This is a genomic window from Nonomuraea sp. NPDC049684, assembly GCF_044465345.1.
GTDB lineage: Bacteria > Actinomycetota > Actinomycetes > Streptosporangiales > Streptosporangiaceae > Nonomuraea.
Window position 1 is genome coordinate 180255 of the sequence record NZ_JBITLO010000004.1, and the last position, 23612, is coordinate 203866.

Below are 23612 nucleotides of genomic sequence, written 5' to 3' on the forward strand. Positions count from 1 at the left end.
CCCGCGGACCGGGCCTTTCCCGTCGCGCTGCCGACCTCGCCGTCCTCCGAGGTCCTGCGACGGATGTGCTTGCCCGTCCGCGTCTTTCGCGCCTTTCGACCCCGTTTGCGGGAGCGCCCCGGCGAAGAGGATCATGTCGGTGTGGCGTTCCGGAGCGGTGGCGAGAAGGCCGCACTCCTCGCCTGCGTCCGGAGCCCGGGGTTTGCCTGTCGCCGGTCCGGGAGGTTCGCGCGCTCCGGCCGACGCCGGGCGCCGGGACGCCGCTGACCTCCTGCCGAGCCGTCCCGCGCCCACCGGCCGGCGACGCCTGCAAGCAAGATCATGGCAGGTTCCAAGTCAGTGGCAAGCCGGCTCACCGATGCTGTCGTGCGGACGACTATGGGCGAAAGGAGCACGCAACCGCAGAACACGACATTTGCCGCGAATGCCCCCCGCCGCACCCGCCTACCGCGCGACACTGAACCGCCCGCACGACCCCGCACGACCCCACGCGCCCAGCGACGACCTCGCCCTGGCCCGCGTGCCGTCCCGAGGAACGGGCTGTTCCATAACGCCCACCCGGGCACGTTTGACCTTTGCTGGAAAGAGGACACATGAATACGGATGTGACGGGCGCGAACCGCCCTCTCACCGACTCGCCGGGACGCCTCCACGAGGCCCTGGAGGCGCAGTGCCGGCGGACACCCGATCGCCTCGCCGTCGTCGCGGGCACGAGCCGGATGACCTACGCCGAGCTCGACCGCAGGGCCAACGGGATCGCCAACGCCCTGGCCGGGCGGGGTGTCGTACGCGGCGACCTGGTGGGCATCTGCCTCGACCGCGACGAGTGGCTGGTGCCCGCGCTGATCGGGGTGCTCAAGGCGGGCGCGGCCTACGTGCCGCTGGACCCGGCCTATCCGGCGGAACGCTTACGTTTCATGGCCGAGGACGCCGCCATGACCGCCGTGGTCACCTCGACGGCGCGGCGCGAGACGGCGGCGCCGACCGGCGCGGACGTCGTGCTCGTCGACGACGTGACGCCCGCCGCGCACGGGCCCGAGGTGCCCGGCGAGCCGGGCGACGCCGCGTACGTGATCTACACCTCCGGCTCCACCGGCCGTCCCAAGGGCGTGGTCGTGGAGCACCGCAACACCCTGAACCTGGTGCGCTGGGAGGCGTCCGCCTATACGGCCGAGGAGCTGAGCGGCATGCTCGCCGGCTCCTCCATCTGCTTCGACGCCTCGATCACCCAGATCTTCACGCCGCTGTACGCGGGCGGGACCGTGATCATGGCGGACAACGTGCTGGCGCTGCCCACGCTGCCGGCCCGCGACGAGGTGCGCACGGTATTCGGCGTCCCGTCCGCGCTGTCGGTGCTGCTGCGCGAGCCGCTGCCGGAGGGCGTGCGCATGGTGCTGTCCGGCGGCGAGCGGCTGACCGCCGCGCTGGTCGCGCGCGTGTACGCCAACCCCGGCGTGCGCCGGGTGCTCAACATGTACGGCCCCACCGAGTGCACCACCGGCTCCACCCTGTTCGAGGTCGCCCGCGACCACCAGGGCGAACCGCCGCTGGGCGGGCCGATGGCGGGCGCGCTGCTCAGCGTGCGCGACGCCGACGGCAGGCCGGTCCCGGACGGCGAGGTCGGCGAGTTGTGGATCGGCGGGCCGAACGTGACCCGCGGCTACCTGGGCCACGACTCGCAGGCGTTCGGCGCCGACCCGGACGGCACCCGCGTCTACCGCACCGGCGACCTGGTCCGGTGGGTGGACGGCGAGCTGCGCTACGTGGGCCGCGCCGACGACCAGGTCAAGATCCGCGGCTACCGGGTGGAGCTGGGCGAGGTCGAGTCGGCGCTGGACCGCCATCCCGCGGTGCGCCGCGCCGTCGTCCTGGCGCACACCGACGACGACGGCATCGCCTACCTCGTCGCGCACGTGGCCGCCTCCGGCGTGACCGAGCCCGAGCTGCGCGACTGGCTGCGCGACCGGCTGCCCGACCACCTTGTCCCGGCCAGGATCGGCGTGACCGGCGACCTGCCGATCGCCCCCACCGGCAAGGTGGACCGCGCGGCCCTGCCCAAGCTGGGCGCCGCCCGGACGGGGAGCGCCGCGCCGGTCGCGCCCCGCACGGACGACGAGCGCCAGGTGGCCGAGGTGATCGCGGACGTGCTGGGCCTGCCGGAGGTGGGCGTGCACGACCGGTTCGCCGACCTGGGCGGGCACTCGCTGGCCGCCGCCCGGGTGGTGACCGAGCTGTCCCGGCGGCTCGGGCACACCGTGCCGCTGGCGACGTTCCTGACCGAGCCGACCGCGGCCGGGCTGGCGGCGCGCCTGCGCGAGCCGGGATCGGCTCCGGTGCGGCGGACCGGCCGGACCCGGCACCCGCTCACCGCCGCGCAGCGCGAGTTCTGGACGTTGCGCCAGCTCCACCCGCACAGCCCGGTCACCACCGTGTCGATCCGGCTGCGCGTGCGCGGCCTGAGCGGCAGCGCGCCGCTACGCCGGGCGCTGGACGCCGTCCTGCGCCGGCACGAGGCCCTGCGCAGCACGATCTCCGCCGGCGAGGACGGCGTCCCGTACGCGGTCGTGCACCCGCCCGTCGCCGTCCCGCTGGTCGAGCATCCGGCGGGCGCGGACCCGGTGAAGGTGGCCCGCGCCGCGGTGGAGCACGTGTTCGACGTGACGACCGAGGTGCCGCTGCTGCGCGCCAGCCTGTGCCCCGTCGGAGAGGGCGTGGCCGAGCTGGTGCTCGTGACGGACCACATCGCCTTCGACGGCGGTTCGGTCGGCGTGCTGATGGACGAGCTGGCCGCCGAGCTGGCGGGTGAGCCCGTCCCCGAGCCCGCGGTGCAGCTCGGCGACGTGGCGGTGCGCGAGCAGGAGGACCGGCCCGACCTCGCGCGGCTGCGGGAGTTCTGGCGCGGCGAGCTGGCGGGGGCGCCGGTGGCGGGCCCGCCGCCCGGCGACCTGACGACGTGCCGGGTGATCAGGCCGCTCACCGAGGAGTTCACGGACGGCGTGGCCGCGCTGGCCCGCGCGTGCGGCGCGACCCCGTACGCGGTGTACCTGGCCGCGCTCGCCCTGGTCGCCGGGGAGCCGGACACGCTGGTCGGCATGGTCGCGGCGCGGCGCGCCCGGCCGGAGCTGGCCCGGGTCGTCGGGCCGCTGATCGACACGGTGCCGGTGCGGCTGCGGCCGGACGCCGCGCCGACCTTCCGCGACCTGGTCCGGCAGGCCGGGCAGGCCGCCACGCGGGCGCTGGTCCACCAGGAGGTCCCGCCCGCCGACGTGCCCCGCGCCCCGGTGCTGCTGGCCATGCAGCACGCCGAGGTGCCGGTGCGGGCCGGCTGCCTGGAACTGCTGACCGAGGTCGGCTCGGGTGCGGCGGTGCACGAGTTCAGCGTGCTCGTCAACCGGACGGCCGCCGGCGCCGAGCTGCACCTGGAGTACGCGGTCGCGCTGCTCGGCCGGGAGGCGGCCGGGGCGTACCTGGACCGGCTGCTGTGGCTGCTGCGGCGCGTGGTGGCCGAGCCGGACCTGGCGATCGCCACGTTCGAGCCGGTCACCCCGGACGAACGCGCCGAGCTGCTGGCCCGCGCGGCCGGCCCCCGGCTGCCCGACGACCTGCCGCCGGTGCCGCTGTCGCTCGCCGCGCACGCGAACGGCACGGCGGGCACGGCGGGCACGGCGGTGGTCGGCCCCGACGGCGTCGCGATGAGTCACGCCGAGCTGAACGACCGCGCCGACCGGATCGCGGCCGGGCTGCTGGCGCACGGGGTGTCGCGCGGCGACGTGGTCGGCGTCCGCGTGCCGCGGGACGAGATGTTGCCCGTGGCGCTGCTGGGCGTGTGGCGGGCGGGGGCGGCGTACCTGCCGCTGGACCCGGAGCACCCGGCCGAGCGGCTGCGCCTGCTGGCCGCGGACGCCGGCGCCCGCGTGGTCCTCACCCGCGGCGGGACGCCCCTGGAGACGGCGCCCGACGCGGACGGGCCGGTGACGCTCGACGCGGACCGGCTCGCGGCGGGCCCCCGCGCGGACCTTCCCGAGGTGCGCGCCGAGGACCTGGCGTACGTCACCTACACCTCAGGCTCCACCGGCGCCCCCAAGGGGGTCGAGGTCACCCACGGCTCCCTGGCCGCCCTCGTGGCCGGCATGATCTCGACGCTCCGCCTCGGCCCGGCCGACGTGCAGCCCGCGGTCGCGCCGCTGAGCTTCGACGCCTCGGCCTCCGAGCTGTGGAGCGTCCTGGCCGCCGGCGGCACGTCGGTGGTGGTGGACAGGGCCACGGCCACCGACGGGCACGCGCTGGCGGAGCTGATCACCAATAGCGCGGCCACGGTGATCGACCTGGTGCCGACCTCGTACCGGATGCTGATCGCGGCCGGCTGGGCGGGTGACCCCGCGCTGCGCGCCGTCGCCGGCGGGGAGGCGCTGGACCCGGCGCTGGCCGAGCAGATCCTGCTGCGCGTCGGCGAGTTGTGGAACGCCTACGGGCCCACCGAGACCACCGTCACCTCGACGCTGCACCGGGTGCGCCCGCATGAGGGCGACCGGGTGCCGATCGGGTCGCCGATGCCGGGCGAGCGGGCGTACGTGGTCGACGCGCGGCTGCGGCTGGTGCCGCCGGGCGCGGTCGGCGAGCTGCTGCTCGGCGGCGCCGGGGTGGCCCGCGGCTACCGGGGCCGTCCGGACCTGACCGCGGCCGCCTTCGTGGCCGACCCGTTCACGCCGGGCGGCCGCTGCTACCGCACCGGTGACCTGGTGCGCCGGCGGCCGGACGGGACGCTGGAGTTCCACGGCCGCCGCGACCACCAGGTGAAGGTCCGCGGATACCGGATCGAGCTGGGCGAGGTCGAGGCCGTGCTGCGCGAGGTCGCCGAGGCCGCGGTGACCGTGGCGGGCACGGACGCGCAGGCCCACCTGGTCGGCTACGTCGCGCCGGAGACGGCGGACCTGGCCGCGGTCGAGCGGCACGCCCGGTCCCGGCTGCCCGGCCACATGGTGCCGCGCCGCTGGGTCGCGCTGCCGGCGCTGCCCACGCTGCCCAGCGGCAAGGTGGACCGCCACGCGCTGCCCGAGCCGGACACCGGCCCGGCCCCGGCGCGGGTCGAACCCTCCACCGAGGCCGAGCTCCTGGTGGCCGCCGTCTGGTCCGAGGTGCTCGAACGGCCCGAGGTCTCGGCCGGCGACGACTTCTTCGCCCTCGGCGGGGCCTCCTTCGCCGCGACCAGAGTGGCCGCCCGCCTGCGCGAGATGTTGCAGGTCACCGTGCCCGTGCGGCTGGTGTTCGACCGGCCGGTGCTGGCCGACTTCGCCGCCGCGCTGGAGGAACTGCTGGCCGCCGACCTGATCGAGGGGAACGAGGGATGACCGAGGTACGTGAGGACCGGATCGCCGAACTCGTCCGGTCCAGGCTCGCCGCCGCCCTGAAGCAGAAGGAGCAGGCGGCCGTCCCGCGGATCCCTGCGACGTCGGCCGCGGACATGCCGCTGTCGCCGGCGCAGCAGCGGCTGTGGTTCCTGGCCCAGCTCGAACCCGGCACGCCCGCCTACAACGTGCCGCTGACGCTGCGGCTGCGCGGCCCGGTGGACGTCGCCGCCCTCACCGGCGCGGTGGCGGACCTGGCCGAGCGGCACTGGATCCTGCGCGGCGTCATCGAGGACGGCCGCGTGCGGCCCGTCGCCGCCGTGCCGGTGCCCGTGGTGGACATGACGGACGCCGTCCCGGCGGACCTGGAGCGTGAGCTGGCCGAGCACGCCTGGCGGCCGTTCCGGCTGGACGCCGAGCCGCCCCTGCGGGCCGCGCTCTACCGGCTCGGCGACGAGGAGTTCGTGCTCGCGCTCACCCTGCACCACATCGCCACCGACGCCTGGTCGGAACGCGTGCTGCTGGACGATCTCGCCCACCTGTACGCCGCCCGCCTCGGCCTGGAGCCGCCCCCCGCTCCCCCGGCCCTGCAGTACGCGGACGTGGCCGCCTGGGAGGCCGGGCGGCCCGACGCCGACCTCGACTGGTGGGCCGGTCACCTGGCGGGCCTGCCGCCGGTGCTGGACCTGCCGCTGGCCCGGCCGCGCCCGGCCGTCCCCACGTGGGAGGGGGCGGCGGTCGCGGTGGAGGTGCCCGAGGCGTTGTCGGCGAAGGTCCGCGCGGTGGCCGGGACGTCGCCGTTCATGGTGTTCCTGGCCGGGTTGCAGGCGTTGCTGAGCCGCCTGTCCGGCGTGCACGACATCGCCGTCGGCGTGCCGCACGCGGGCCGCCACCACCCCGACGCCGAGCGGGTCGTCGGCTGTTTCATCAACACGCTGGTGGTGCGCGGCGACACCGCGGGCGACCCGACCGGCGCCGAGCTGCTGGCACGGGCCCGCACGGCGGCGCTGGACGCGTTCGCGCACGCCGGCACGCCGTTCGAGCGGGTCGTCGAGCGCCTGCAGCCGGAGCGGAACCTCGCGGTCACGCCGCTGTTCCAGGTGATGCTCAACGTCTATGACACCGGCGCGCCGCCGTCGCTGCCGGGGCTGGCGGTCGAGGCCGGGACGCCGCCCGTGCCGACCGCCAAGTTCGACCTGAACCTGGAGCTCGGCGACGACGGCACCCGTTTCTCGGGCGAGTTGCGCTTCCGCACGGACCTGTTCGACGAGGACACCGTGCGCCGGCTCGCCGGCTGGTACCTGGAGCTGCTGGACGGCATGCTCACCGACCCGGACGCGCCGGTGCGGCTGCCGGCCGGCGACGACCTGCGCGGCCGGGACGCCGGCCTGCCCGTGGACGTGCCGCTGCACACGCTGGTCGAGCGGATGGCCGACGCCCGCCCCGACGCGGTCGCGGTCGGCTCGCTGAGCTACGCGGAGTTGGACCGCCGCGCCAACCAGGTGGCCCACTGGCTGCTGGAGAGCGGGGTGCGGCCGCAGGAGCCGGTCGGCGTGCTGCTGGAGCGGCGGCCCGAGCTGGTGGTCGCCATGCTCGGCGTGCTCAAGGCGGGCGCCGCCTACCTGCCGCTCGACCCGGTCTACCCGGAGCGGCGCAACCAGGCGGTGGTGGCCGACGCCGGAGCGCGGATCGTGCTCACCGGCGCCGAGCTCGCCGCCGCGGCGGAGGCGTCCGGCGAGCGTCCCGGCGTGGCGGTGGCGCCGGAGAACCTGGCGTACGTGATCTACACCTCGGGCTCGACCGGGCGGCCGAAGGGCGTCGCGGTCGAGCACCGGCACATCACGCACTACCTCGGCGCGGTGGCCGAGGTCGTCCCGGCGGGGCTGACGTCGTTCGCGCTGGTCTCCACCGCCGCCGCCGACCTCGGCATGACGAACGTGTGGTGCGCGCTGACCACGGGCGCCACCCTCCACCTGATCGACCACGAGACGGCCACCGACCCGGCCGCGTTCGCCGCCCGCCTGGCGGCGCACCCGGTGGACGCGATCAAGATGGTGCCCAGCCAGCTCGAACTCCTCGGCACGGCCGCCCTGCCCGGCAGGCTGCTGATCCTGGCCGGCGAGGCGGTGCCGGCGGACCTGGTCGCGCGGGTCCGGGCGGCGCGGCCGGACCTGGAGGTGCAGATCCACTACGGCCCGACCGAGACCACGGTGTCGGTGCTGGCCTGCGACGCGGTCGAGGCCCTGGCCGAGCTGGGCCCGGGCCGGGCGCCGCTGGGCCGGCCGCTGGCCGACGTGGTGTGCCGGGTGGCCGACCCGTCCGGGCGGGCGGTGCCGCCCGGCGTGCCCGGTGAGCTGTGGATCGGCGGGCCGAGCGTGGCCCGCGGCTACCTGGGCCGTCCTGACCTGACCGCCGAGCGTTTCACCGGCGGCTGGTACCGCACCGGCGACCGGGTCCGGGTGACCGGCACCGGGCTGATCGAGTTCCTGGGACGGATCGACGACCAGGTGAAGGTGCGCGGCTTCCGCGTCGAGCTGGGCGAGGTCGCCGCGGCGTTGCGCGCCCTGCCGCAGGTCGCGGAGGCGTACGTGCAGCCGCTCGGCGACGGCCTGGAGCGCCGCCTGGCCGCCTGGGTGACGCCCGCGACCGTGGATGCCGCGGCCGTGCGCTCGGCGCTGCGCGAGCGGCTGCCCGACTACATGGTGCCGGCCGCGATCGGCGTGCTGGAGGCGTTGCCGCTCACGCCGAACGGCAAGGTGGACCGGGCGGCGCTGCCCGTCCCCGAGGCCGGGCCCGCGGTGCGGGTGCCGCTGGGCACGCCGGCCGAGCGCCTGGTCGGCGAGGTCTGGGCCGACGTGCTCGAACTCGCCGAGGTGTGGGCGGACGACGACTTCTTCGCCCTCGGCGGGCACTCGTTCGCGGCGACCCGGGTGGCCGGGCGGCTGCGGGAGCGGCTGGGCGCGGCGGTGCCGGTGCGGCTGCTGTTCGAGCATCCGGTGCTGGCCGACCTGGCCGCCGCGCTGCCCCGTCCGGCCACCGCGGCGCGCGTGCGGCGCGCGCCGGCGGACGGGCCGGTGCCGCTGTCCGGGGTGCAGGCCAGGCTGTGGTTCCTGGCGCAGCTCGAACCGGACAGCAGCGCCTACAACGTGCCGGTGGCGCTGCGGCTGCGCGGCCCGCTGCGCGCGGAGGCGCTGCTGGACGCGGTGCGTGACCTGGCCGAGCGGCACCACGTGCTGCGCGGCGTGGTCGACGACTCCGGCCCCGAGCCGGTGATGGTGGTGCGGGAGGCCGCCGAGGTGCCCGTCTCCACCGCGCGCGTGGACCCCTCCGAGGTCGAGGACGTGCTGGCCGGGCACCTGGCAACGCCGTTCGCGCTGGACCGCGAGCCGCCGATGCGGGCGGTGCTGCTCACCGTCGGCGACGGCCGGGACGACGACGAGCACGTGCTCTCGCTCACCTTCCACCACATCGCCACCGACGCGTGGACGCGGGGGCTGCTGCTGTCGGAGCTGTCCGGCCTGTACGCCGCCCGCCTCGGCCTGCGCCCGCCGCTCGACCCGCCCCCGGCGCAGTACGCCGAGGTGTCGCCGGTCCCCGACCCGGCCGACCTGGACTGGTGGGCCGGGCACCTGGACGGCCTGCCGCCGGTGCTCGACCTGCCCACCGACCGGCCGCGCCCCGCGGTGCCGGACCCGGGCGGAGCCGCGCTCGACCTGGAGCTCCCGGCGGAGCTGAGCGAGCGGATCAGGGCGGTGGCCGCCGCCTACCGGTCCACGCCGTTCATCGTGCTGCTGGCCGGGTTGCAGGCGCTGCTGGCCCGGCTGTCGGCGAGCGCGGACATCGCGGTCGGCGTGCCGGTCTCCGGCCGCGACCACCCGGACACCGAAGGCGTGGTGGGCTGTTTCCTCAACACCGTGGTCGTGCGGACCGACGTGGGCGGCGACCCGACCGGGCGCGACCTGCTGGCCCGCGCGCGGGAGTCGGCCCTCGGCGCGCTCGCGCACGCGGGCACGCCGTTCGACCGGGTGGTGGACCGGCTGCGGCCGGAGCGGAACCTGGCGGCCACGCCGCTGTTCCAGGTGATGCTCAACTACATCCCCGGCGTGGCCGGGGCCGGGCTGCCCGGCCTGGAGACGTCCGAGATCCACCTGCCGGAGCTGACCACCAAGTTCGACCTGAGCTGGCACGTCGTGGACGACGGGCCGGGCGCGCCGCTGCGCGGCGGGCTCGCCTACCGGACCGACCTGTTCGAACCGGGCACCGCGGCCAAGCTGACCCGCTGGTACGCCGCCCTGCTCGACGGGCTGCTCGCCGACCTGGACGCGCCGGTGGGCGCGGTGCCGCTGGAGCCGGTGACCGGCCCGGCGCTGGACGGCGGTCCGCCGCCGGAGCCGCCCGCCGGGGCGGTGCACCACCTGATCGAACGCTGGGTGGACGAGACCCCCGGCGCGCCGGCCGTGGTGGGCGCCGACCGCGCCCTGACCTACGCGGAGCTGGAGGCGGCCGCCAACCGGATCGCCCACTGGCTGCTGGAGGCCGGGGTGAGCGCCGACGAGCCGGTCGGCGTGCTGCTGGAGCCGGGCGTGGACCTGGCGTGCGCGTTGTTCGGCATCCAGAAGTCGGGCGGCGGCTACCTGCCGATGGACCCGGCGTACCCGGCGGCGCGGATCGCCGCGATGCTGGAGGCCGCCGGGGTGCGCGCCGTGGTGACGGTGAGCGAGTTCGCGCCCCTGATCGGGGACGGCAGGCAGGTGCTGGCGCTGGACCGGCCGCCGTCCCTGCCGGACACCCGGCCCCGGGTCGAGGTGCTGCCGGAGCACCTGCACCACGTGATCTTCACGTCGGGGTCCACCGGCACGCCCAAGGCGGTGGCCGCCGAGCACGGCGGCGTCCTGAACTACCTGGGCGGCATGCTGCCGCGCATCGGCGTGCCCGGCGGGTCGTTCGCCGTGGTCTCCACACCGGCGGCCGACTTCGGCCTGACCTGCGTGTTCGGCGCGCTGACCACCGGCGGGACGGTGCACCTGGTGCCGCGCGAGACCGCGATGGACCCGGCCGCGTTCGCCGGATACCTGGCCGAGCACCGGGTGGACGTCGTCAAGTGCGTCCCGAGTCACCTGGAGCTGCTGGCCTCGGGCGGCGACCTGGCCGCCGTGCTGCCGGGCCGGCTGCTGATCCTGGCGGGCGAGGCGTGCCCGTGGGACCTGGTGGAGCGGGCCCGCGCCGCCCGTCCCGAGCTCAGGATCCAGAGCCACTACGGCCACACCGAGTCCACGATGATCTGCCTGGTGTGCGACACCGAGGAGATCCCCGCCGACCGGCGGACCGGCATCGTGCCGCTGGGCCGTCCGCTGCCCGGCGTGTACGGCCACCTGGTGGACGCCGGAATGCGGCCGGTGCCGCCCGGCGTGCCCGGCGAGCTGGTCGTCGGCGGCCCCGGGGTCACCCGCGGCTACATCGGCCGGCCCGAGCTGACCGCCGAACGGTTCGTCCCCGACCCGCTGACCGGGCAGGGACGCTGCTACCGCAGCGGCGACCTGCTCCGCCTCACCGCCGACGGACAGATCGAGTTCCGCGGCCGGGTGGACGACCAGGTCAAGGTGCGCGGCTACCGCGTCGAACTCGGCGAAGTGGTGACCGCCCTGCGAGCCCTCCCCCAGATCGCCGAAGCCGTCGTCCTGCCCGTCGGCGAGGGCAAGGCCAGGCAGCTCGCCGCCTGGGTGACGCCCGCGACCGTGGAGGCCGCGGCCGTGCGCTCGGCGTTGCGTGAGCGGCTGCCCGACTACATGGTCCCGGCGCACGTCGTCGCGCTCGACCGGCTTCCCCTCAACCCGAACGGGAAGATCGACCGGGCCGCCCTGCCCGAGCCGGTGGCCGAGCAGGCCGCGTACGCGGCGCCCTCGACGCCGAACGAGGAGCTGGTCGCCGGGGCCTTCGCCCGGGTGCTCGGCGTGGAGCGGGTCGGGGCGGGCGACGACTTCTTCGCCCTCGGCGGCGACTCGTTCGCCGCCGTCCGCGCGGTCAAGGAGATCGGCCGCGGGCTGCGGGTGATCGACCTGTTCACCCGGCCCGCCGTGGCCGACCTGGCCGCGTACCTGGGCCGCGAGGACGGCGGCGGGCTGCTGCACCGCCTGGGCGGCGGCCGGACCAGCGAGTTCACGCTGGTGTGCGTGCCGTACGGCGGCGGGTCGGCGGCGGTGTACCAGCCGCTGGCCAGGGCGCTGGGCGACCGGGTGGAGGTGCTCTCGGCCGAGCTGCCCGGCCACGACCCCGCCCGCCCCGACGAGCTGCCGCTGCCGCTGGCGGAGCTGGTGGACGTGCTGGCCGCCGAGGTGGCGGCGACCGCGTCGGGCCCGGTCGCGGTCTACGGCCACTGCGTGGGCTCCGCGCCCGCCGTCGCGCTGGCGCGGAGGCTGGAGGCCGACGGCGTGCCCGTGCTGGGCGTGATCGCCGCTGCCAGCTTCCCGGCGGCACGACTGCCCGGAATGGTCAGGCGGCTGTTCGGCGGCGACCGCTGGGTCTCCGACCGGATGTTCCGCGACGCGCTGCGCGCCTCGGGCGGGCTGCTCGACGACATGGACGAGGCCGCCAAACGCACCGCCGTACGCGCCATGCGGCACGACGCCGACCAGGCGCAGGAGTGGTTCGGCCAGGAGCTGGCCGGCGGGGGCACGCCGCTGCGCGCCCCGATCCTGAGCCTGGTCGGGGAGCGCGACCGCGCCACCGAGCTGCACGAGGAGCGCTACGCCGAGTGGGCGGCGTTCGCGCCGCGGGTGGAGCGGGCCGTGCTGCCCAGGGCCGGTCACTACTTCCTGCGCCACCAGGCCGAGCCGCTGGCCGCCGTCGTGCTGGCGCACCTGACCCGCTGGGCGGCCGGAACGCTGCCCGATCCGGTACGACCGCCGGAACGCACCAGACTGGGGTCCTTCTACACCGTCGCCGGCGGGCAGATCGTCTCGGCGCTGGGCACGGCGCTGAGCTCGTTCGCGCTCGGCGTGTGGGCCTACCAGCGCAGCGGCGAGATCCTGGACCTCGCGCTGGTCACGATGCTGGCGCAGATCCCGGCCGTGCTGCTCACCCCGCTCGGCGGCGCGCTGGCCGACCGGGTGGACCGTCGTAAGATCATGCTGGCCTGCGACGCGCTGTCCGGGATCGCCATGGTGGCGCTGGTGCTGCTGCTGACCACCGATCGGCTGGAGTTCTGGAACGTCTGCCTCATCGTGGGCGTGACCTCGGTCGTGTCGGCGTTCCAGCAGCCCGCCTGGCTGGCGGCGATCGCGCAGCTGGTGCCCAAGCCGTACCTGCCGCAGGCCAACGCCCTGGCCAACGTGGGCTTCGGCGCGGGCAACGTGGTCGCGCCGCTCGCGGGCGGCGCGCTGATCGGCCTGTTCGGGTTGTCGGCGGTGGTGGCCGTGGACGTGGCCACGTTCGCGGTCGGCGTGCTGACGCTGCTGCTGGTGCGCTTCCCCGACCGGCTGTTCCACCGGCGCGAGGAGACGTTCATGTCGGCGCTCACCGGCGGGTGGCGGTTCCTGCGCCGGCGGCGTCCGCTGATGGTGATGGCGCTCTACTTCGCGGTGGTGAACTTCTGCACCGCGCTGATGTGGGTGCTGGTCACCCCGGTCGTGCTGGCCATCGGCGACTCGGCCGACCTCGGCGCGGTGACCGCCGTCGGCGGCGTCGGCGCGGCCGTGGGCACCGGCGTGGTGCTGGTGTGGGGCGGCACCCGGCGACGGGCGACGGGCATGATCGGTTTCGTCGTCGGGTCCGGGCTCGGCGTGGTGCTGATGGGCGTGTGGCCGGTCGTGTGGCTGGTCGCGGCCGGGTTGTTCGTCCGGCTGGCGTGCATGAGCATCGGCAACGCGCACTGGCTGTCGATCATCCAGGTGAAGGTCGGGCCGGAGCTGCAGGGGCGGGTGCTCGCGGTGAACATCATGATCGCCACGGCCATGCAGCCGATCGGCTTCCTCTCCGCCGGCCCGCTGGCGGACTGGGCCGGACGGTTCGCCGGCGGGCCCGGCGGGGGCGCCGGGGTGGTGCTGCTGGCCAGCGGCGTGTTCCTGGTCCTGTGGGGGCTGCTGGGGCTGCGGCACCGGCCGCTGCACCACCTGGAGGACCTCGTCCCCGACGCCGCCCCGCCCTCGGAGGCCGCGGCCGACCTGGACGCCATCCAGGAGAGGGTGCTGAGCGCATGAACGGCGGTGCTGAGCCCATGGAAGCGGAGGATGCGGCGGGCGTGCGGCTTGTCGCCGCGGCCGACGTCCGGGCGGCCGGTGACCGGATCGCGCCGTACGTCCGGCGCACGCCGCTGCTGCGGCTGCCCGGCGAACGGCTCTGGGTCAAACCGGAGAACCGGCAGCCCACCCGCTCGTTCAAGGTGCGCGGCGCGGTCAACGCCGTGGGCCGGCTGGCCGGACGCGGCGTCCGGCACGTGGTGGCGCAGTCGTCGGGCAACCACGCTCAGGCCATCGCCTACGCCGCCGCCGAGCACGGGGTGCGGGCGACCGTCGTCCTTCCGGACACGGCGCCCGAGCTGAAGGTGAGCGCCGCGCGCCGGCTCGGCGCGGAGGTGGTGATCGTCCCGCCCGCGCTGCGGGAGGAGGCATGCCTGGCGCTGGCCGACCGGTTCGGCGCGACGGTGATCGGCTCCGACGCGTTCGACGTCATCGCCGGGCACGGCAGCGCCGGGGCCGAGATCTGCCTGGACCTGCCGGACGCGGGGACCGTCCTGGTGCCGGTCTGCAACGGCGGCCTGCTGGCCGGGATCGCGGTGGCGGTCAAGGCCGCCGACCCGGCGATCCGGGTGATCGGCGTCGAGCCCGAGCTGGCCGCCGACGGAGCGGCCAGCTTCCGGTCGGGCACGCGCACGGCGTGGCCGGTGGAGCTGACCTACCGCACGCGGGCCGACGGACTGCGCGCGCCGGTGCTGGGCGCCCTGGCATGGGAGCACATCCACCGGTACGTGGACGACATGGTGACCGTGACCGAGGACGCCATCGACGCCGCCGCCGTCCTGCTCCGGCGGGAGCTGGGGGAACGCGCCGAACCCAGCGGCGCGGTGGCCACCGCCGCCTACCTCACCCACCAGGCGCACCTGCCGCAGGGGCCGGTCGTCGCGGTCCTGTCGGGCGGCAACGTCGCGATCGGAACGGAAACCAGTCAGGAGCCGCAGGAGCCACTGGCCCGAAGCACCTGACCACGTGTTCGCGTTGCTCATGATCACGCTTCCCGTCACACGTGATCACACTCTCCGTCGCGCGCGCCCGCTGACCGGGGGTGCGTGACGGTCGTGGTGGCTGTGGTGGGGGGGGGCCCCCCCCCCCCCCCCCCCCCCCCCCCCCCCCCCCCCCCCCCCCCCCCCCACGCCCGCCTCCGGCACCCCGGAGAACCCGCAGCCCCCGGAGAACCCCGCAGACTGTCCCTAACCGAGACGTTCCCGCCCCTTGTCCGTCAACGACGCCAGGTGGACGCCCACGCCGAAAGTGGTGAAGCCCGACCTGGCCGCCTTCGTGAACTCCGCGACCACCACGTCCGACGGAAAGTCCTTCACCAGGACGTCATAGGCCGCGAATCCGTGATCCCGGACGGCGGCGAGAACCATGTCCGTGGTCAGCTCGGGGTTATCCACGATCTCCTCCAGCAGGTCGCCCTGCCTTCACAGTCGCACCGTTGCCGCCACCTGTCACCCGCAACAACCCTTTCCGTCCCGGGGCACGGCCGCCGATCGGTCGTCCGCGTCTCTCGCCGATCGTCGCGATGATGTCCGGAAAACTGATCATGGGAGCGCTGACGTGACGGACGCGTACAAGGAGTTCGACTGGCTGGCCACGTACGGCCCGTTCTATGACGTCTCGTGTGTGTCCTTCGCCCGATCCCTCACCCCTCGCGAAGCGCTGACCCGGCTCGGCGCGGGGACCGGCGACATCGAGCAGGTGACCTTCGACGGCCTCCAGGAACGGACGATGGAATGCATCGACGCCGACAACCTGCGCAGTGGCTACGTGGGCGCACTTGAGACGCAAGGCTGGACGGTGCTCGTCCAACTCTGGACAGAATCTTGCAACCGCCGGCTGCCGATTCTCTCCCAAGGGACCGAGGTCGTGTCGATCAGCCGGAATCTCCACGCCGACGACTACTTCACCTATGCGATCGACGGCGAACGGATCACCTACTTCAACCTGCTCTCTCCTCAAACACGCATGGGCAGTGAGCCCGATCGCTTGTTTCTCGAGATGTGGGAGACAGGGCTGGATCCCTGCCACGCCTGGGAAGGCCCGGACCTCCATGCCCCCTTCCAGCGATCGTTCGCGCTGGCGAAGAAGCTCACCGGCGTCGCCTTCTCCCAGAGCATGCTGGACCTGGGATTCCTCGCCGCCAGGATCAGAAACGAAGGATGACCATCCCGTCGCCCGTCTCGTCGGTACGGATCCCGAGGCGTCCGTCTCTATGGACTCGACGCGCGTAACCGGGCGTGCAGGTTGTCGATGCGCCTGCTGCGCCTGCTCCTTCGCCGTTGAGGCCGTCCGCGGGAGGCGACCTCCGGGCCGGACCGGGACTACCGGCCGCACAGGGCGGTGCCGAAGGCTTCGAAGATGTGCGCGTCGGTCTTCGGGGTGCCGGTCACGTACAGGGTGACGGCGCGGCCCGAGCGGTCGCGGCCGCTGAGGACGCGGGTGCCGGGCAGGCCGCCGTCGTGCATCCAGGCCGGGCCGCAGGCGAACGGGTAGGAGTAGACGCCCAGGCCGTAGTCGGCCTTCGGCGGGTCGTTGGCGGGGACGGTCCGGGCGAGCATGGTCTTGATCGTCGAGGCGGGCAGGGACTGCCAGAAGCGGTTCAGGTCGTCGGGGGTGGAGATCAGGCCGCCCGAGGCGCCGAAGAGGTGGCCGGGCTCCAGGGTCGTGTCGACCACCTTGCCCTGGCTCTTCGGGTCGAACGGGTTCACGCCGTAGGTGTGGGCGTGCTCGCCGCGGATGTCCAGCTCGTTCTGACGCGGCCAGTAGCTGTGCCGCAGGTTCTTCAGGACGCCCTGACGGGTGGCCGTACGGAAGTCCTTGCCGGTGACCTTCTGGATGAGCATGCCGGCCACCAGGTAGTTCGTGTTGGAGTAGGCCCACTTCTCGCCGGGTTCGCCGGCAGGCTCGGCGTCCAGGGCCAGGCGCAGGAACTGGGCGTCGGGGTCGGTGCCGAGGCGGGCCGGGTCGATCAGCGTCAGGTACTCGGGCAGGCCGCTGGTGTGCGTCAGCAGTTGCCGCACGGTGATCGGCCTGCCGTCGAGCAGGCCGGGCGCGTACTGCTCCGCCTGGGCGTCCAGATCGATCCTGCCCTGGTCCGCCAGGCGCACCACGGTGGCCGCGACCACCGACTTGGTCACGCTGGCGACGCGGAAGTGCGCGTCCGCGCCGACCATCGGCCGGTCGGAGCCGCGTTCGGCGACGCCGGACGTCCACGTCCTGACCCGGCCGTCGGTTTCACGCACCGACACCAGCGCACCCGCCAGCCCGTCCTGCCGCGTCAACCGGTCAAGCTGCTGCTGCACGGTGGGCGACGACGGCTTGGCGGCGGCCAGCGCCGGGGACGCGGCGCCCAGCAGGACGACGGCTGCTGCGGCTGCGGCAAGATACCTACGCATGTTGTCGGCGACTCCCTTGGATGAGGTGATGTGCCCATCCTGCGGCTGCCGAGCGCCGGAATCGATCATGCCGCCCGGTGTCCCGATGGTGGGGACTGCCCTACCGACCCGCGAGCCCTACCAACCCGCGAGCTCGTCCGGCCCGCGCCACCGGCGGCGAAGTTTCAGATAGTTTGCCCGGTGACGTGTTGTTCGATCAAGGAGGAAGACAGATGCCTGACAGGCTGACCCGACGCGATTTCGGCCGGACGATGGGCCTGGCCGGGCTCGGATTGGCCGGCGCCGGGCTCGTCACCGGTCAGCCGGGCAGGGCGGAGGCCGCCGCCGCGACCTGGAAGACGTCCGGAACCCTCGGATCCGGGCTGGGCAGCTTCGACAGCACGATGAAGGCCTTCATGCAGGCCCGCAACCTCTCCTGCGGATCGCTCGCCGTCGCCCGCAAGGGCAAGCTCGTCCTGGCCCGCGGCTACACGTGGACGACCAGCACCACCCTGAAGACCCAGCCGACCTCGCTGTTCCGGATCGCCAGCCTGAGCAAGCCCATCACCGGCGCGGCCGTCCTCAAGCTGGTGCAGGACGGCAAGCTCAAGCTCACCGACCGGCTGCCCGACCTGCTCCCCCTGACGCCGCCGTCCGGCAGGACGCTGGATCCCCGGCTGAAGGACGTGACCGTCCTCAGGTTGCTGCAGCACCTGGGCGGCTGGGACTCCTCCGTCACCGCCGACCCCATGTTCAGCGACCTGGCGGTCTCCAGGGCGCTCGGCACGGCGCTGCCCGTCCGCCAGGCCGACATCATGCGGTACGCCGGCGGCCTCGCCCTGGACCACGACCCCGGCAGCACCTACGCCTACGCCAACTACGACTACCTGCTGCTCGGCCGGATCATCGAGAAGGTCAGCGGCATGCCGTACGGCACGTACGTGCAGCAGAAGATCCTCGCACCGCGCGGCATCACCCGGATGAGGCTCGGCCGCACGCTCAAGGCCGGCGCCGTCACCGGCGAGGTGCCGTACGTCTCGAAGTACACGGGAAAGACGGTGTTCGACGCCTCCGGCAGCTCTGTGCCGGCTCCGTACGGTTCGTTCAACCTGGAGAACATGGACGCGCACGGCGGCTGGCTGGGCACGGCGGTCGACCTGGTGCGCTTCGCCGGGATCTTCGACGCCGCCGGCTCGGTGCTCACCTCGACGTCCATCTCCCGGGCCTTCGCCCAGCCCGAGACCGGCGTCAACGGCGACGGCTGGTGGTACGGCTGCGGCTGGTCGGTCCGCAACGTCACCGGCGGCCGCAACACCTGGCACACCGGCAGCCTCCCCGGCACCTACACCCTCCTGGTACGGCGGTACGACGGGCTGACCTGGGCTGCGCTCTTCAACCAGCGCGACGACGCCTCCGGCCTCAGCTACGCCGACATCGACCCGGCCCTCCACAAGGCCGCCAACGCGGTGACCACCTGGCCCACCACAGACCTGTACGGCACCTACCTCTGACGAGCACCCGCCGTTGACCCGCCTCCGGCACGTGAGGCCAGTCGCGCGGGACCCTCTTGCGCGCTCAGGGGATGTACACCTCGTAGTAGAAGCCCGGCAGGTAAGGGCCGCCGCCGCGGAACCAGTGGCAGTAGACGAGGCCGGTGTACTGACCGTTCTGCGCCGCGTCCTCGTAGGCGAGGTCGCAGGCGGCCAGGGTGGAGTAGGGGCCCTGGAGGTACCAGTCCGGCGTCGGCCAGCCCGCAGCGGCAACGGACGCGCTGGCCTGGGTGGCCGCGACGGCGGGGGTGGCGACGGCCAGGACACCGGCGCCCAGCGCCAGGGCGAGTGCGGCGGAAGGTAATCGGCGGATCTTCATTTCGGGAGACTCCTCACACTCGGGCAGGAGAACACATTCAGGTGAGCACCGGCCACGAGCGATCGTCAAGACCTGGAATCAACGCCGCGTGTTTCTGCCTCCCGAACGAGACGCAACCAATGAGCTCTTTTCATCCTCGTTCGCCAAGCGCCTTGGATGGAGGCCGATGTGGCACTGCCCTGCGGCCTGCCGGGCAGCGGTTCACCCGTTCTCCTCTATCCGTTGGCCAGCCATGATGCTGCGGCTCCTGGATGAGGAAAGGCCGGCGGCGACCGCTGGAAGTGCGCCAGGCTTAGGGACATGACCATCAACAAAGTGCTGGATGACGCGGTACTCGCAGTACAAGGTGACATGGGCGTGACCGGTGTCGCCGGACGACTCGGCTTCGACATCCCGGAGTGGGACGAGCACGGTTACCTGCGCGTCGAATACAAGGGTCGATACTCCAGCCAAGGACTGCGTGCTGACGAAGAGCATGAACCGGTTGCCACCCTCGTGCTGATCGCCGACCTGGCCCAAGCGGTGATCGCCGAGCAGGATGGGAAGGCCTGGCCGACCTGCCCGGCACACTTCTTCGGGCTGCATCCGGAACAGGTGGGCGGGGCAGCGCGCTGGACCTGCAAAGGCGGTGGCGGGCACGTGGTGGCCGCTATCGGAGAGCTGAAGTGATGGGCTTCGACACTGGGACCCACGATCATGTTGTGCTCAGCACCCTCTACCACCGGGGATGAAAAGGGTTCAATGTGCCGGTGATCGCGGGCGAGGTGCGTCCGGCACGAGAGGTGATCCGACTTATGGTCAGCTCGCACGCCGAAAAGCCGGGCCGGTGCGATAGCGTCCCTGAGCAGAAAACGGTCCAGAAGGCGATCTCCGCCTTTGCCGAGAGGCCTGTGATGCATGAAGTCACGCACCGTCGACGCCGCCTACGCTCTCCCTCGATCCTCGCCGTGATCGGCGTGTTCTTGCTTTCCGGCTGCAGCCTGGCGCCGTCCGGTGATTCCGCGCCTCGCCCCTTGGCCATGGGGCGTACCGACGACGGCCGGTTCAGGTTCGTCGTGCCGCTCTGCGAGGGAGAGAACGTCCTTTCGTTCGAGGTTCAGGATCACCGGACCGAACGGCTCGTGTGGAAGGCTTCGCAGCCGACCCGATCGGCGGAACGCGAGGGATCGATCACCTTGGGCGACGCCCAAGGATTCACGACGGAGGAATCCCCGTTGTCGTCGCCTCTGCCGCCCGATATCAGCGTCGACGTGCAGGTGACGAGCGATGCTCCGATCGGGCGAGGCTTCCTGTTCGGTGAGGCGCCGAAAGAAATGAGCGGCACAGATCTGGTGACAGCCCCCAGCGGTGCGAGAATCCCGGAAAAGCAATTCCGGCAGGAGACGATCGCCGAGTATTGCTGACCACAACAGAAACAGGCGCGCCCAAGGCCCGAACTCGTAGCACGCGGCCCACGAGCAACCTTCACGGACCTCACCGCACGACCTGGCACCCCCGTGTCGAACAATCTGCGGGCATGGATTCCGCAAGACGCCCTGTCACCACGGACGTCCCGACCAAGCCGACCTACGCTGCCCGCATGGCTTTTGTTATCCCAGAGATCAAGGTCGGCCTGGCCGAGCTCGGCGGCGGGCCGGACTCCTGGTGCTCGAAGTGCGGCAAGCGGGCGACCCTGTACGCCGTCGACCCGGCGACCGGAAGGCCCACGTACGTCTGCACGGCCGACGCCGGTTCCGAGGTGGAGGCCATGCTCCTGCGCTCCCCCGACTAGGCGGAGCACCACCGCGAGGTCGCCCTCCGCCCCCGAGGAACGGGCGCCCCATGCCGTCCGTACGGCGCTCAAGCCGGGTGACGGCGTTCGTCGCGGACAGGACTTCAGCCCCTCCCGTCCGGCCGGACGAGTTCTTGAGCCCCACAGCCCGGACGCTTACGCTCGCGCCATGCCCGTGATCGCCGTGATTGCCGTGTTCGCCACATTGCTGATCGTGGTCGTCGTTCTCGGCAGGCGCCGATTGGCGGTGGTGACCGTACGGGGGGAGAGCATGGTGCCGGCGTTGCGGCCCGGCGACCGGTTGCTGGTGCTGCGCGGGAAGGCGGCCCGGCGCGGGCAGATCGTGGTGCTGGAACCGATCGGGCCGGGGATGCGGTGGCGGGACGGGCCGCTGCCCGAGGTCGCGGCGGCCGACTGGGTGGTCAAGCGGGTCGCGGCGCTGCCGGGCGAGCCGGTGCCGCCGCAGTGCCCCGGGCTGCCCGCCACGGTGCCGCCCGGAACGCTCGTGGTGCTGGGCGACGGGGAGGTCAGCGCGGACTCGCGGTTGTGGGGGCTCGTCCCGGCCGATCGGGTTCTGGGGGTCGTCCTGCGCACCCTTGTTAGTACGTCCTAACAGCCGCATACTCCAATATGTCCGGACATTTCCTGACAACGGGGCTGGGGTATGCGTCTGGTCTTCTCTGCCGCAGGACTGGCCGCGACGACCTTCACCATCTCCCCCCTCCACCACACCCTGTTCGCCGCCCTGTGCCTGCGTCATCCCGGCTTCGCCGTACCCGGATCGCCGTGGCGTGACCTGGCGCGCAGGACGCCCGCCAGAGCCATGCCGTTCGTCCGGCGGGTCCACCACGCGCCGCACAGCGTGTCCGGCTTCCTCTGGGCCGACCTGCCGCTGCCGCCCGGGGTGGGCACGCTCAACGACGAGCTCGACGTCCAGCCCGGCCTCGGTGACGTCGCCGACGCGCTCCGCGCCTTCTACCTCAGCTGCGTGGCCCCCGAGTGGGACGCGATACGCCGCCGCCTGAGCGCCCACGTGAACCGCTGCTCCGAGCTGATCTGCGTGCGCGGATTCGGCCGTACGCTGCCCGGACTCACCCCCAGGCTGAGCTGGTACGGCTGCGCCCTGCAGATCGACACCTCGGACCTGTGCCCGTCGCCGGTGGAGCTCGGCGACGGGGGCGTCGCGTTCTCGCCGCTGATGTGCGCCAGCCCCTGCTTCCTCGCGCTGTCGCCGCCCCGCGGCGACAGCAGGGCCGTCATCGCCTATCCGGTCAGCGACGAGGGCGCCCGCCGTCCCACGTCGGTGGACGCCCTGGCCCAGGTCGTCGGGCAGGCCCGCGCCAGGGTCCTGCGCTCGATCGGCGGCGGCTCGGCGACCGGCGAGCTGGCCAGGTCGCTGGCGGTGAGCGCCTCCACGGTGTCCGAGCACGTGACGGCGTTGCGGCTGGCGGGGCTCGTGAACACCTACCGCGAGGGCCGGGCCGTGCGGCACGTGCTCACCTCGCTGGGGCACGAACTCCTCGACTACAGCGCCTGATTTGTCGCATTTCGGTGGCGGTCCGAAAGGATTGCCCCTTCCCTGACCCGATGGTGATGATCAGGCGAATACAGTCCCTCTCCCCCAGGAGGTCGGATGACTCGCACACTCAAGGCGTTGGGCGACCGGATGCTCGGCGCCCTGCTGCCCGCCAGCACCGCGGACGCCAGAGGGTGCCCCTACGAGTGCTGGTGCTACCACTGGCTCGACCACACCGCGTGGACCTGCGTGCGGCCGGACTGCACGACCTACGTGTCCTGCTACGAGTGCTGCTGACCCTCCACACCCCGCCCACGCCCTCTCCGCAGGAGGCCGTGGGCGGCCCCCCACGTGAAGGAGCGCGATGCCGTACATAGAGCTGGGCTGCCGGGCCGTGCTCTGCCTGGTCTTCCTGGCCGCGCTGGCGGGCAAGGCCGCCGGCTGGCGCGCCTTCGTGTCCTCCGTCCCCGGGCTGGCTCCCGGGCTGCCCGCCGTGCCGGTCGCGGTGGCCGTGCCGGCCGGCGAGGGCGCCGCCGTGGCGCTGCTCGTCCTGGGCGAACGGGCCGGGTTCGTGCTGGCCGCCGTGCTGCTCGCGGCCTTCGCCGCCGCGATCCTGCTGGCCCTGCGCCGCGGCTCCGCCGCCACCTGCCGGTGCTTCGGCGTCACCGCCGCTCCGCTGAGCCGCGCCCAGATCGTGCGCAACCTGCTGCTGATCGCGGTCGCGGTCACCGGCTGGGCCATGCCGGGCGGGCGCGTCGAACTCGCCGGGGTGGCGCTGGCGCTGGTCGCCGCCGCGGTGCTCGCCGCCGTACTGGTGCTCTTCGACGACCTCGCCGACCTTCTCCTGGAGAGGAACCTCTGATGCCGTACGTCATCGCAGCCCTGGTCATCGTGGGCGTCATGAGCGCGCTCAACCTGGTGCTGACGTTCGCGGTGATCCGCAGGGTGCGCCACACCGAGCAGCACGCCGCTCCCGCGGGGCCGCCGTTGCTGCCGGTGGGCTCGACCGTCCCCGACGTGCGCGGGATCGGGCGGCCCGCGGTGATCGGCTTCTTCGACACCGAGTGCCAGGCCTGCCCCGGGCAACTGCCGCCGTTCCTCCAGCTCGTCGCCAACGCGGGCTACTCCCCCTCGCAGGTGCTCGCCGTCGTCTCCGGCCCCGGTGGCGAGAGCTACCGGGACGCGCTGCGCGGCAGCGCCACCGTGATCGCCGAGCCCGCCAACGGGCCGGTCTGCCTGGCCTTCCCCAACGCCGCCTTCCCCGCCTTCTACCTGCTCGACGACTCCGGCCGGGTCAGGTCCCGCGCGGTCACCGTGGCCGGGCTCGGCGCTCCCGTCACCGCATGACCCACGACCTCACCGCGGCGGAGAACAGCTCGCTCGGCGCCTCGCCCGAGCAGGTCAGGACGGCGGCGCGGCCGGCCGGGGTGGACACCGCGCTGGACGCCCTGCCGCACGGCCACGACACGTTGCTGAGCAACCGCTTCCTCGACTGATTCTCGG

The 23612-nt window shown here is 73.6% G+C and carries 17 protein-coding genes; 14 read left to right on the plus strand and 3 right to left on the minus strand.

From position 1 onward, the window contains the following. Window positions 1–593 precede the first annotated feature (593 nt). From ACIBST_RS14800 to ACIBST_RS14810, 3 genes are read left to right on the plus strand one after another with little or no spacing between them, the layout of a single operon-like run. On the plus strand, window positions 594–5348 hold the full coding sequence (locus tag ACIBST_RS14800; RefSeq protein ID WP_397171944.1) for an amino acid adenylation domain-containing protein: 4755 nt from the start codon (window positions 594–596) through the stop codon (window positions 5346–5348). Further along, window positions 5345–13540, plus strand: coding sequence for an amino acid adenylation domain-containing protein (locus ACIBST_RS14805; RefSeq protein WP_397171946.1), 8196 nt, complete (start codon window positions 5345–5347; stop codon window positions 13538–13540). The genes ACIBST_RS14800 and ACIBST_RS14805 overlap by 4 nt, the downstream gene beginning before the upstream one ends. Before the next feature lie 17 nt (window positions 13541–13557). After that, on the plus strand, window positions 13558–14541 hold the full coding sequence (locus ACIBST_RS14810; RefSeq protein WP_397171948.1) for a threonine/serine dehydratase: 984 nt from the start codon (window positions 13558–13560) through the stop codon (window positions 14539–14541). 225 nt (window positions 14542–14766) lie between these two features. On the opposite strand, the gene ACIBST_RS14815 is transcribed toward ACIBST_RS14810, so the two are convergent. Further along, on the minus strand, window positions 14767–14973 hold the full coding sequence (locus tag ACIBST_RS14815) for a hypothetical protein (RefSeq protein ID WP_397171949.1): 207 nt from the start codon (window positions 14971–14973) through the stop codon (window positions 14767–14769). 163 nt (window positions 14974–15136) lie between these two features. Between ACIBST_RS14815 and ACIBST_RS14820 the strand changes: the two genes are divergently transcribed. Beyond that, window positions 15137–15742: a DUF6461 domain-containing protein gene (locus ACIBST_RS14820; protein WP_397171951.1), complete on the plus strand. Its 606-nt coding sequence runs from the start codon at window positions 15137–15139 to the stop codon at window positions 15740–15742. Between the two features lie 158 nt (window positions 15743–15900). On the opposite strand, the gene ACIBST_RS14825 is transcribed toward ACIBST_RS14820, so the two are convergent. Beyond that, window positions 15901–16974 carry a serine hydrolase domain-containing protein gene (locus tag ACIBST_RS14825; protein ID WP_397171953.1) on the minus strand — a complete coding sequence of 358 codons (1074 nt, stop codon included), beginning with the start codon at window positions 16972–16974 and terminating at the stop codon, window positions 15901–15903. A 212-nt stretch (window positions 16975–17186) separates the two neighbouring features. Here ACIBST_RS14825 and ACIBST_RS14830 point away from each other — a divergent pair, with 212 nt between their 5' ends. Further along, window positions 17187–18464 carry a serine hydrolase domain-containing protein gene (locus tag ACIBST_RS14830; protein ID WP_397171954.1) on the plus strand — a complete coding sequence of 426 codons (1278 nt, stop codon included), beginning with the start codon at window positions 17187–17189 and terminating at the stop codon, window positions 18462–18464. A gap of 64 nt (window positions 18465–18528) precedes the next feature. Here the strand turns inward: ACIBST_RS14830 and ACIBST_RS14835 are convergent, their stop codons facing one another. Continuing rightward, the gene (locus tag ACIBST_RS14835) at window positions 18529–18822 is read right to left on the minus strand and encodes a hypothetical protein (RefSeq protein WP_397171956.1); all 294 of its coding nucleotides are present in this window, start codon (window positions 18820–18822) and stop codon (window positions 18529–18531) included. A 300-nt stretch (window positions 18823–19122) separates the two neighbouring features. Here ACIBST_RS14835 and ACIBST_RS14840 point away from each other — a divergent pair, with 300 nt between their 5' ends. From ACIBST_RS14840 to ACIBST_RS14880, 9 genes are all read left to right on the plus strand, one after another. Beyond that, entirely contained in the window at window positions 19123–19491 is a 369-nt protein-coding gene (locus ACIBST_RS14840; protein ID WP_397171958.1) for a hypothetical protein, read from the plus strand. A 74-nt stretch (window positions 19492–19565) separates the two neighbouring features. After that, entirely contained in the window at window positions 19566–20225 is a 660-nt protein-coding gene (locus ACIBST_RS14845) for a hypothetical protein (protein WP_397171959.1), read from the plus strand. Between the two features lie 176 nt (window positions 20226–20401). Then, on the plus strand, window positions 20402–20593 hold the full coding sequence (locus tag ACIBST_RS14850) for a hypothetical protein (protein WP_397171961.1): 192 nt from the start codon (window positions 20402–20404) through the stop codon (window positions 20591–20593). Window positions 20594–20762: 169 nt separating this feature from the next. After that, window positions 20763–21206: a S26 family signal peptidase gene (locus tag ACIBST_RS14855; RefSeq protein WP_397171963.1), complete on the plus strand. Its 444-nt coding sequence runs from the start codon at window positions 20763–20765 to the stop codon at window positions 21204–21206. 51 nt (window positions 21207–21257) lie between these two features. Continuing rightward, the gene (locus tag ACIBST_RS14860) at window positions 21258–22130 is read left to right on the plus strand and encodes an ArsR/SmtB family transcription factor (protein ID WP_397171965.1); all 873 of its coding nucleotides are present in this window, start codon (window positions 21258–21260) and stop codon (window positions 22128–22130) included. Between the two features lie 96 nt (window positions 22131–22226). Continuing rightward, window positions 22227–22406, plus strand: a complete 180-nt coding sequence (locus tag ACIBST_RS14865; protein WP_125645566.1) for a hypothetical protein — start codon at window positions 22227–22229, stop codon at window positions 22404–22406. Window positions 22407–22473: 67 nt separating this feature from the next. Then, window positions 22474–22971 carry a MauE/DoxX family redox-associated membrane protein gene (locus ACIBST_RS14870; RefSeq protein ID WP_397171967.1) on the plus strand — a complete coding sequence of 166 codons (498 nt, stop codon included), beginning with the start codon at window positions 22474–22476 and terminating at the stop codon, window positions 22969–22971. Next, entirely contained in the window at window positions 22971–23456 is a 486-nt protein-coding gene (locus tag ACIBST_RS14875) for a TlpA family protein disulfide reductase (protein WP_397171968.1), read from the plus strand. Before ACIBST_RS14870 ends, ACIBST_RS14875 begins: the two co-directional genes overlap by 1 nt. After that, entirely contained in the window at window positions 23453–23605 is a 153-nt protein-coding gene (locus ACIBST_RS14880; protein ID WP_397171969.1) for a hypothetical protein, read from the plus strand. The genes ACIBST_RS14875 and ACIBST_RS14880 overlap by 4 nt, the downstream gene beginning before the upstream one ends. Window positions 23606–23612 lie beyond the last annotated feature (7 nt).

Bases quoted from the DNA above. Each gene is read 5' to 3' on its own strand.
- ACIBST_RS14800 (WP_397171944.1), top strand. From the start codon at position 594: ATGAATACGGATGTGACGGGCGCGAACCGCCCTCTCACCGACTCGCCG.
- ACIBST_RS14805 (WP_397171946.1), top strand. From the start codon at position 5,345: ATGACCGAGGTACGTGAGGACCGGATCGCCGAACTCGTCCGGTCCAGG.
- ACIBST_RS14810 (WP_397171948.1), top strand. From the start codon at position 13,558: ATGGAAGCGGAGGATGCGGCGGGCGTGCGGCTTGTCGCCGCGGCCGAC.
- ACIBST_RS14825 (WP_397171953.1), bottom strand. From the start codon at position 16,974: ATGCGTAGGTATCTTGCCGCAGCCGCAGCAGCCGTCGTCCTGCTGGGC.
- ACIBST_RS14830 (WP_397171954.1), top strand. From the start codon at position 17,187: ATGCCTGACAGGCTGACCCGACGCGATTTCGGCCGGACGATGGGCCTG.
- ACIBST_RS14835 (WP_397171956.1), bottom strand. From the start codon at position 18,822: ATGAAGATCCGCCGATTACCTTCCGCCGCACTCGCCCTGGCGCTGGGC.
- ACIBST_RS14840 (WP_397171958.1), top strand. From the start codon at position 19,123: ATGACCATCAACAAAGTGCTGGATGACGCGGTACTCGCAGTACAAGGT.
- ACIBST_RS14850 (WP_397171961.1), top strand. From the start codon at position 20,402: ATGGCTTTTGTTATCCCAGAGATCAAGGTCGGCCTGGCCGAGCTCGGC.
- ACIBST_RS14855 (WP_397171963.1), top strand. From the start codon at position 20,763: ATGCCCGTGATCGCCGTGATTGCCGTGTTCGCCACATTGCTGATCGTG.
- ACIBST_RS14860 (WP_397171965.1), top strand. From the start codon at position 21,258: ATGCGTCTGGTCTTCTCTGCCGCAGGACTGGCCGCGACGACCTTCACC.
- ACIBST_RS14865 (WP_125645566.1), top strand. From the start codon at position 22,227: ATGACTCGCACACTCAAGGCGTTGGGCGACCGGATGCTCGGCGCCCTG.
- ACIBST_RS14870 (WP_397171967.1), top strand. From the start codon at position 22,474: ATGCCGTACATAGAGCTGGGCTGCCGGGCCGTGCTCTGCCTGGTCTTC.
- ACIBST_RS14875 (WP_397171968.1), top strand. From the start codon at position 22,971: ATGCCGTACGTCATCGCAGCCCTGGTCATCGTGGGCGTCATGAGCGCG.
- ACIBST_RS14880 (WP_397171969.1), top strand. From the start codon at position 23,453: ATGACCCACGACCTCACCGCGGCGGAGAACAGCTCGCTCGGCGCCTCG.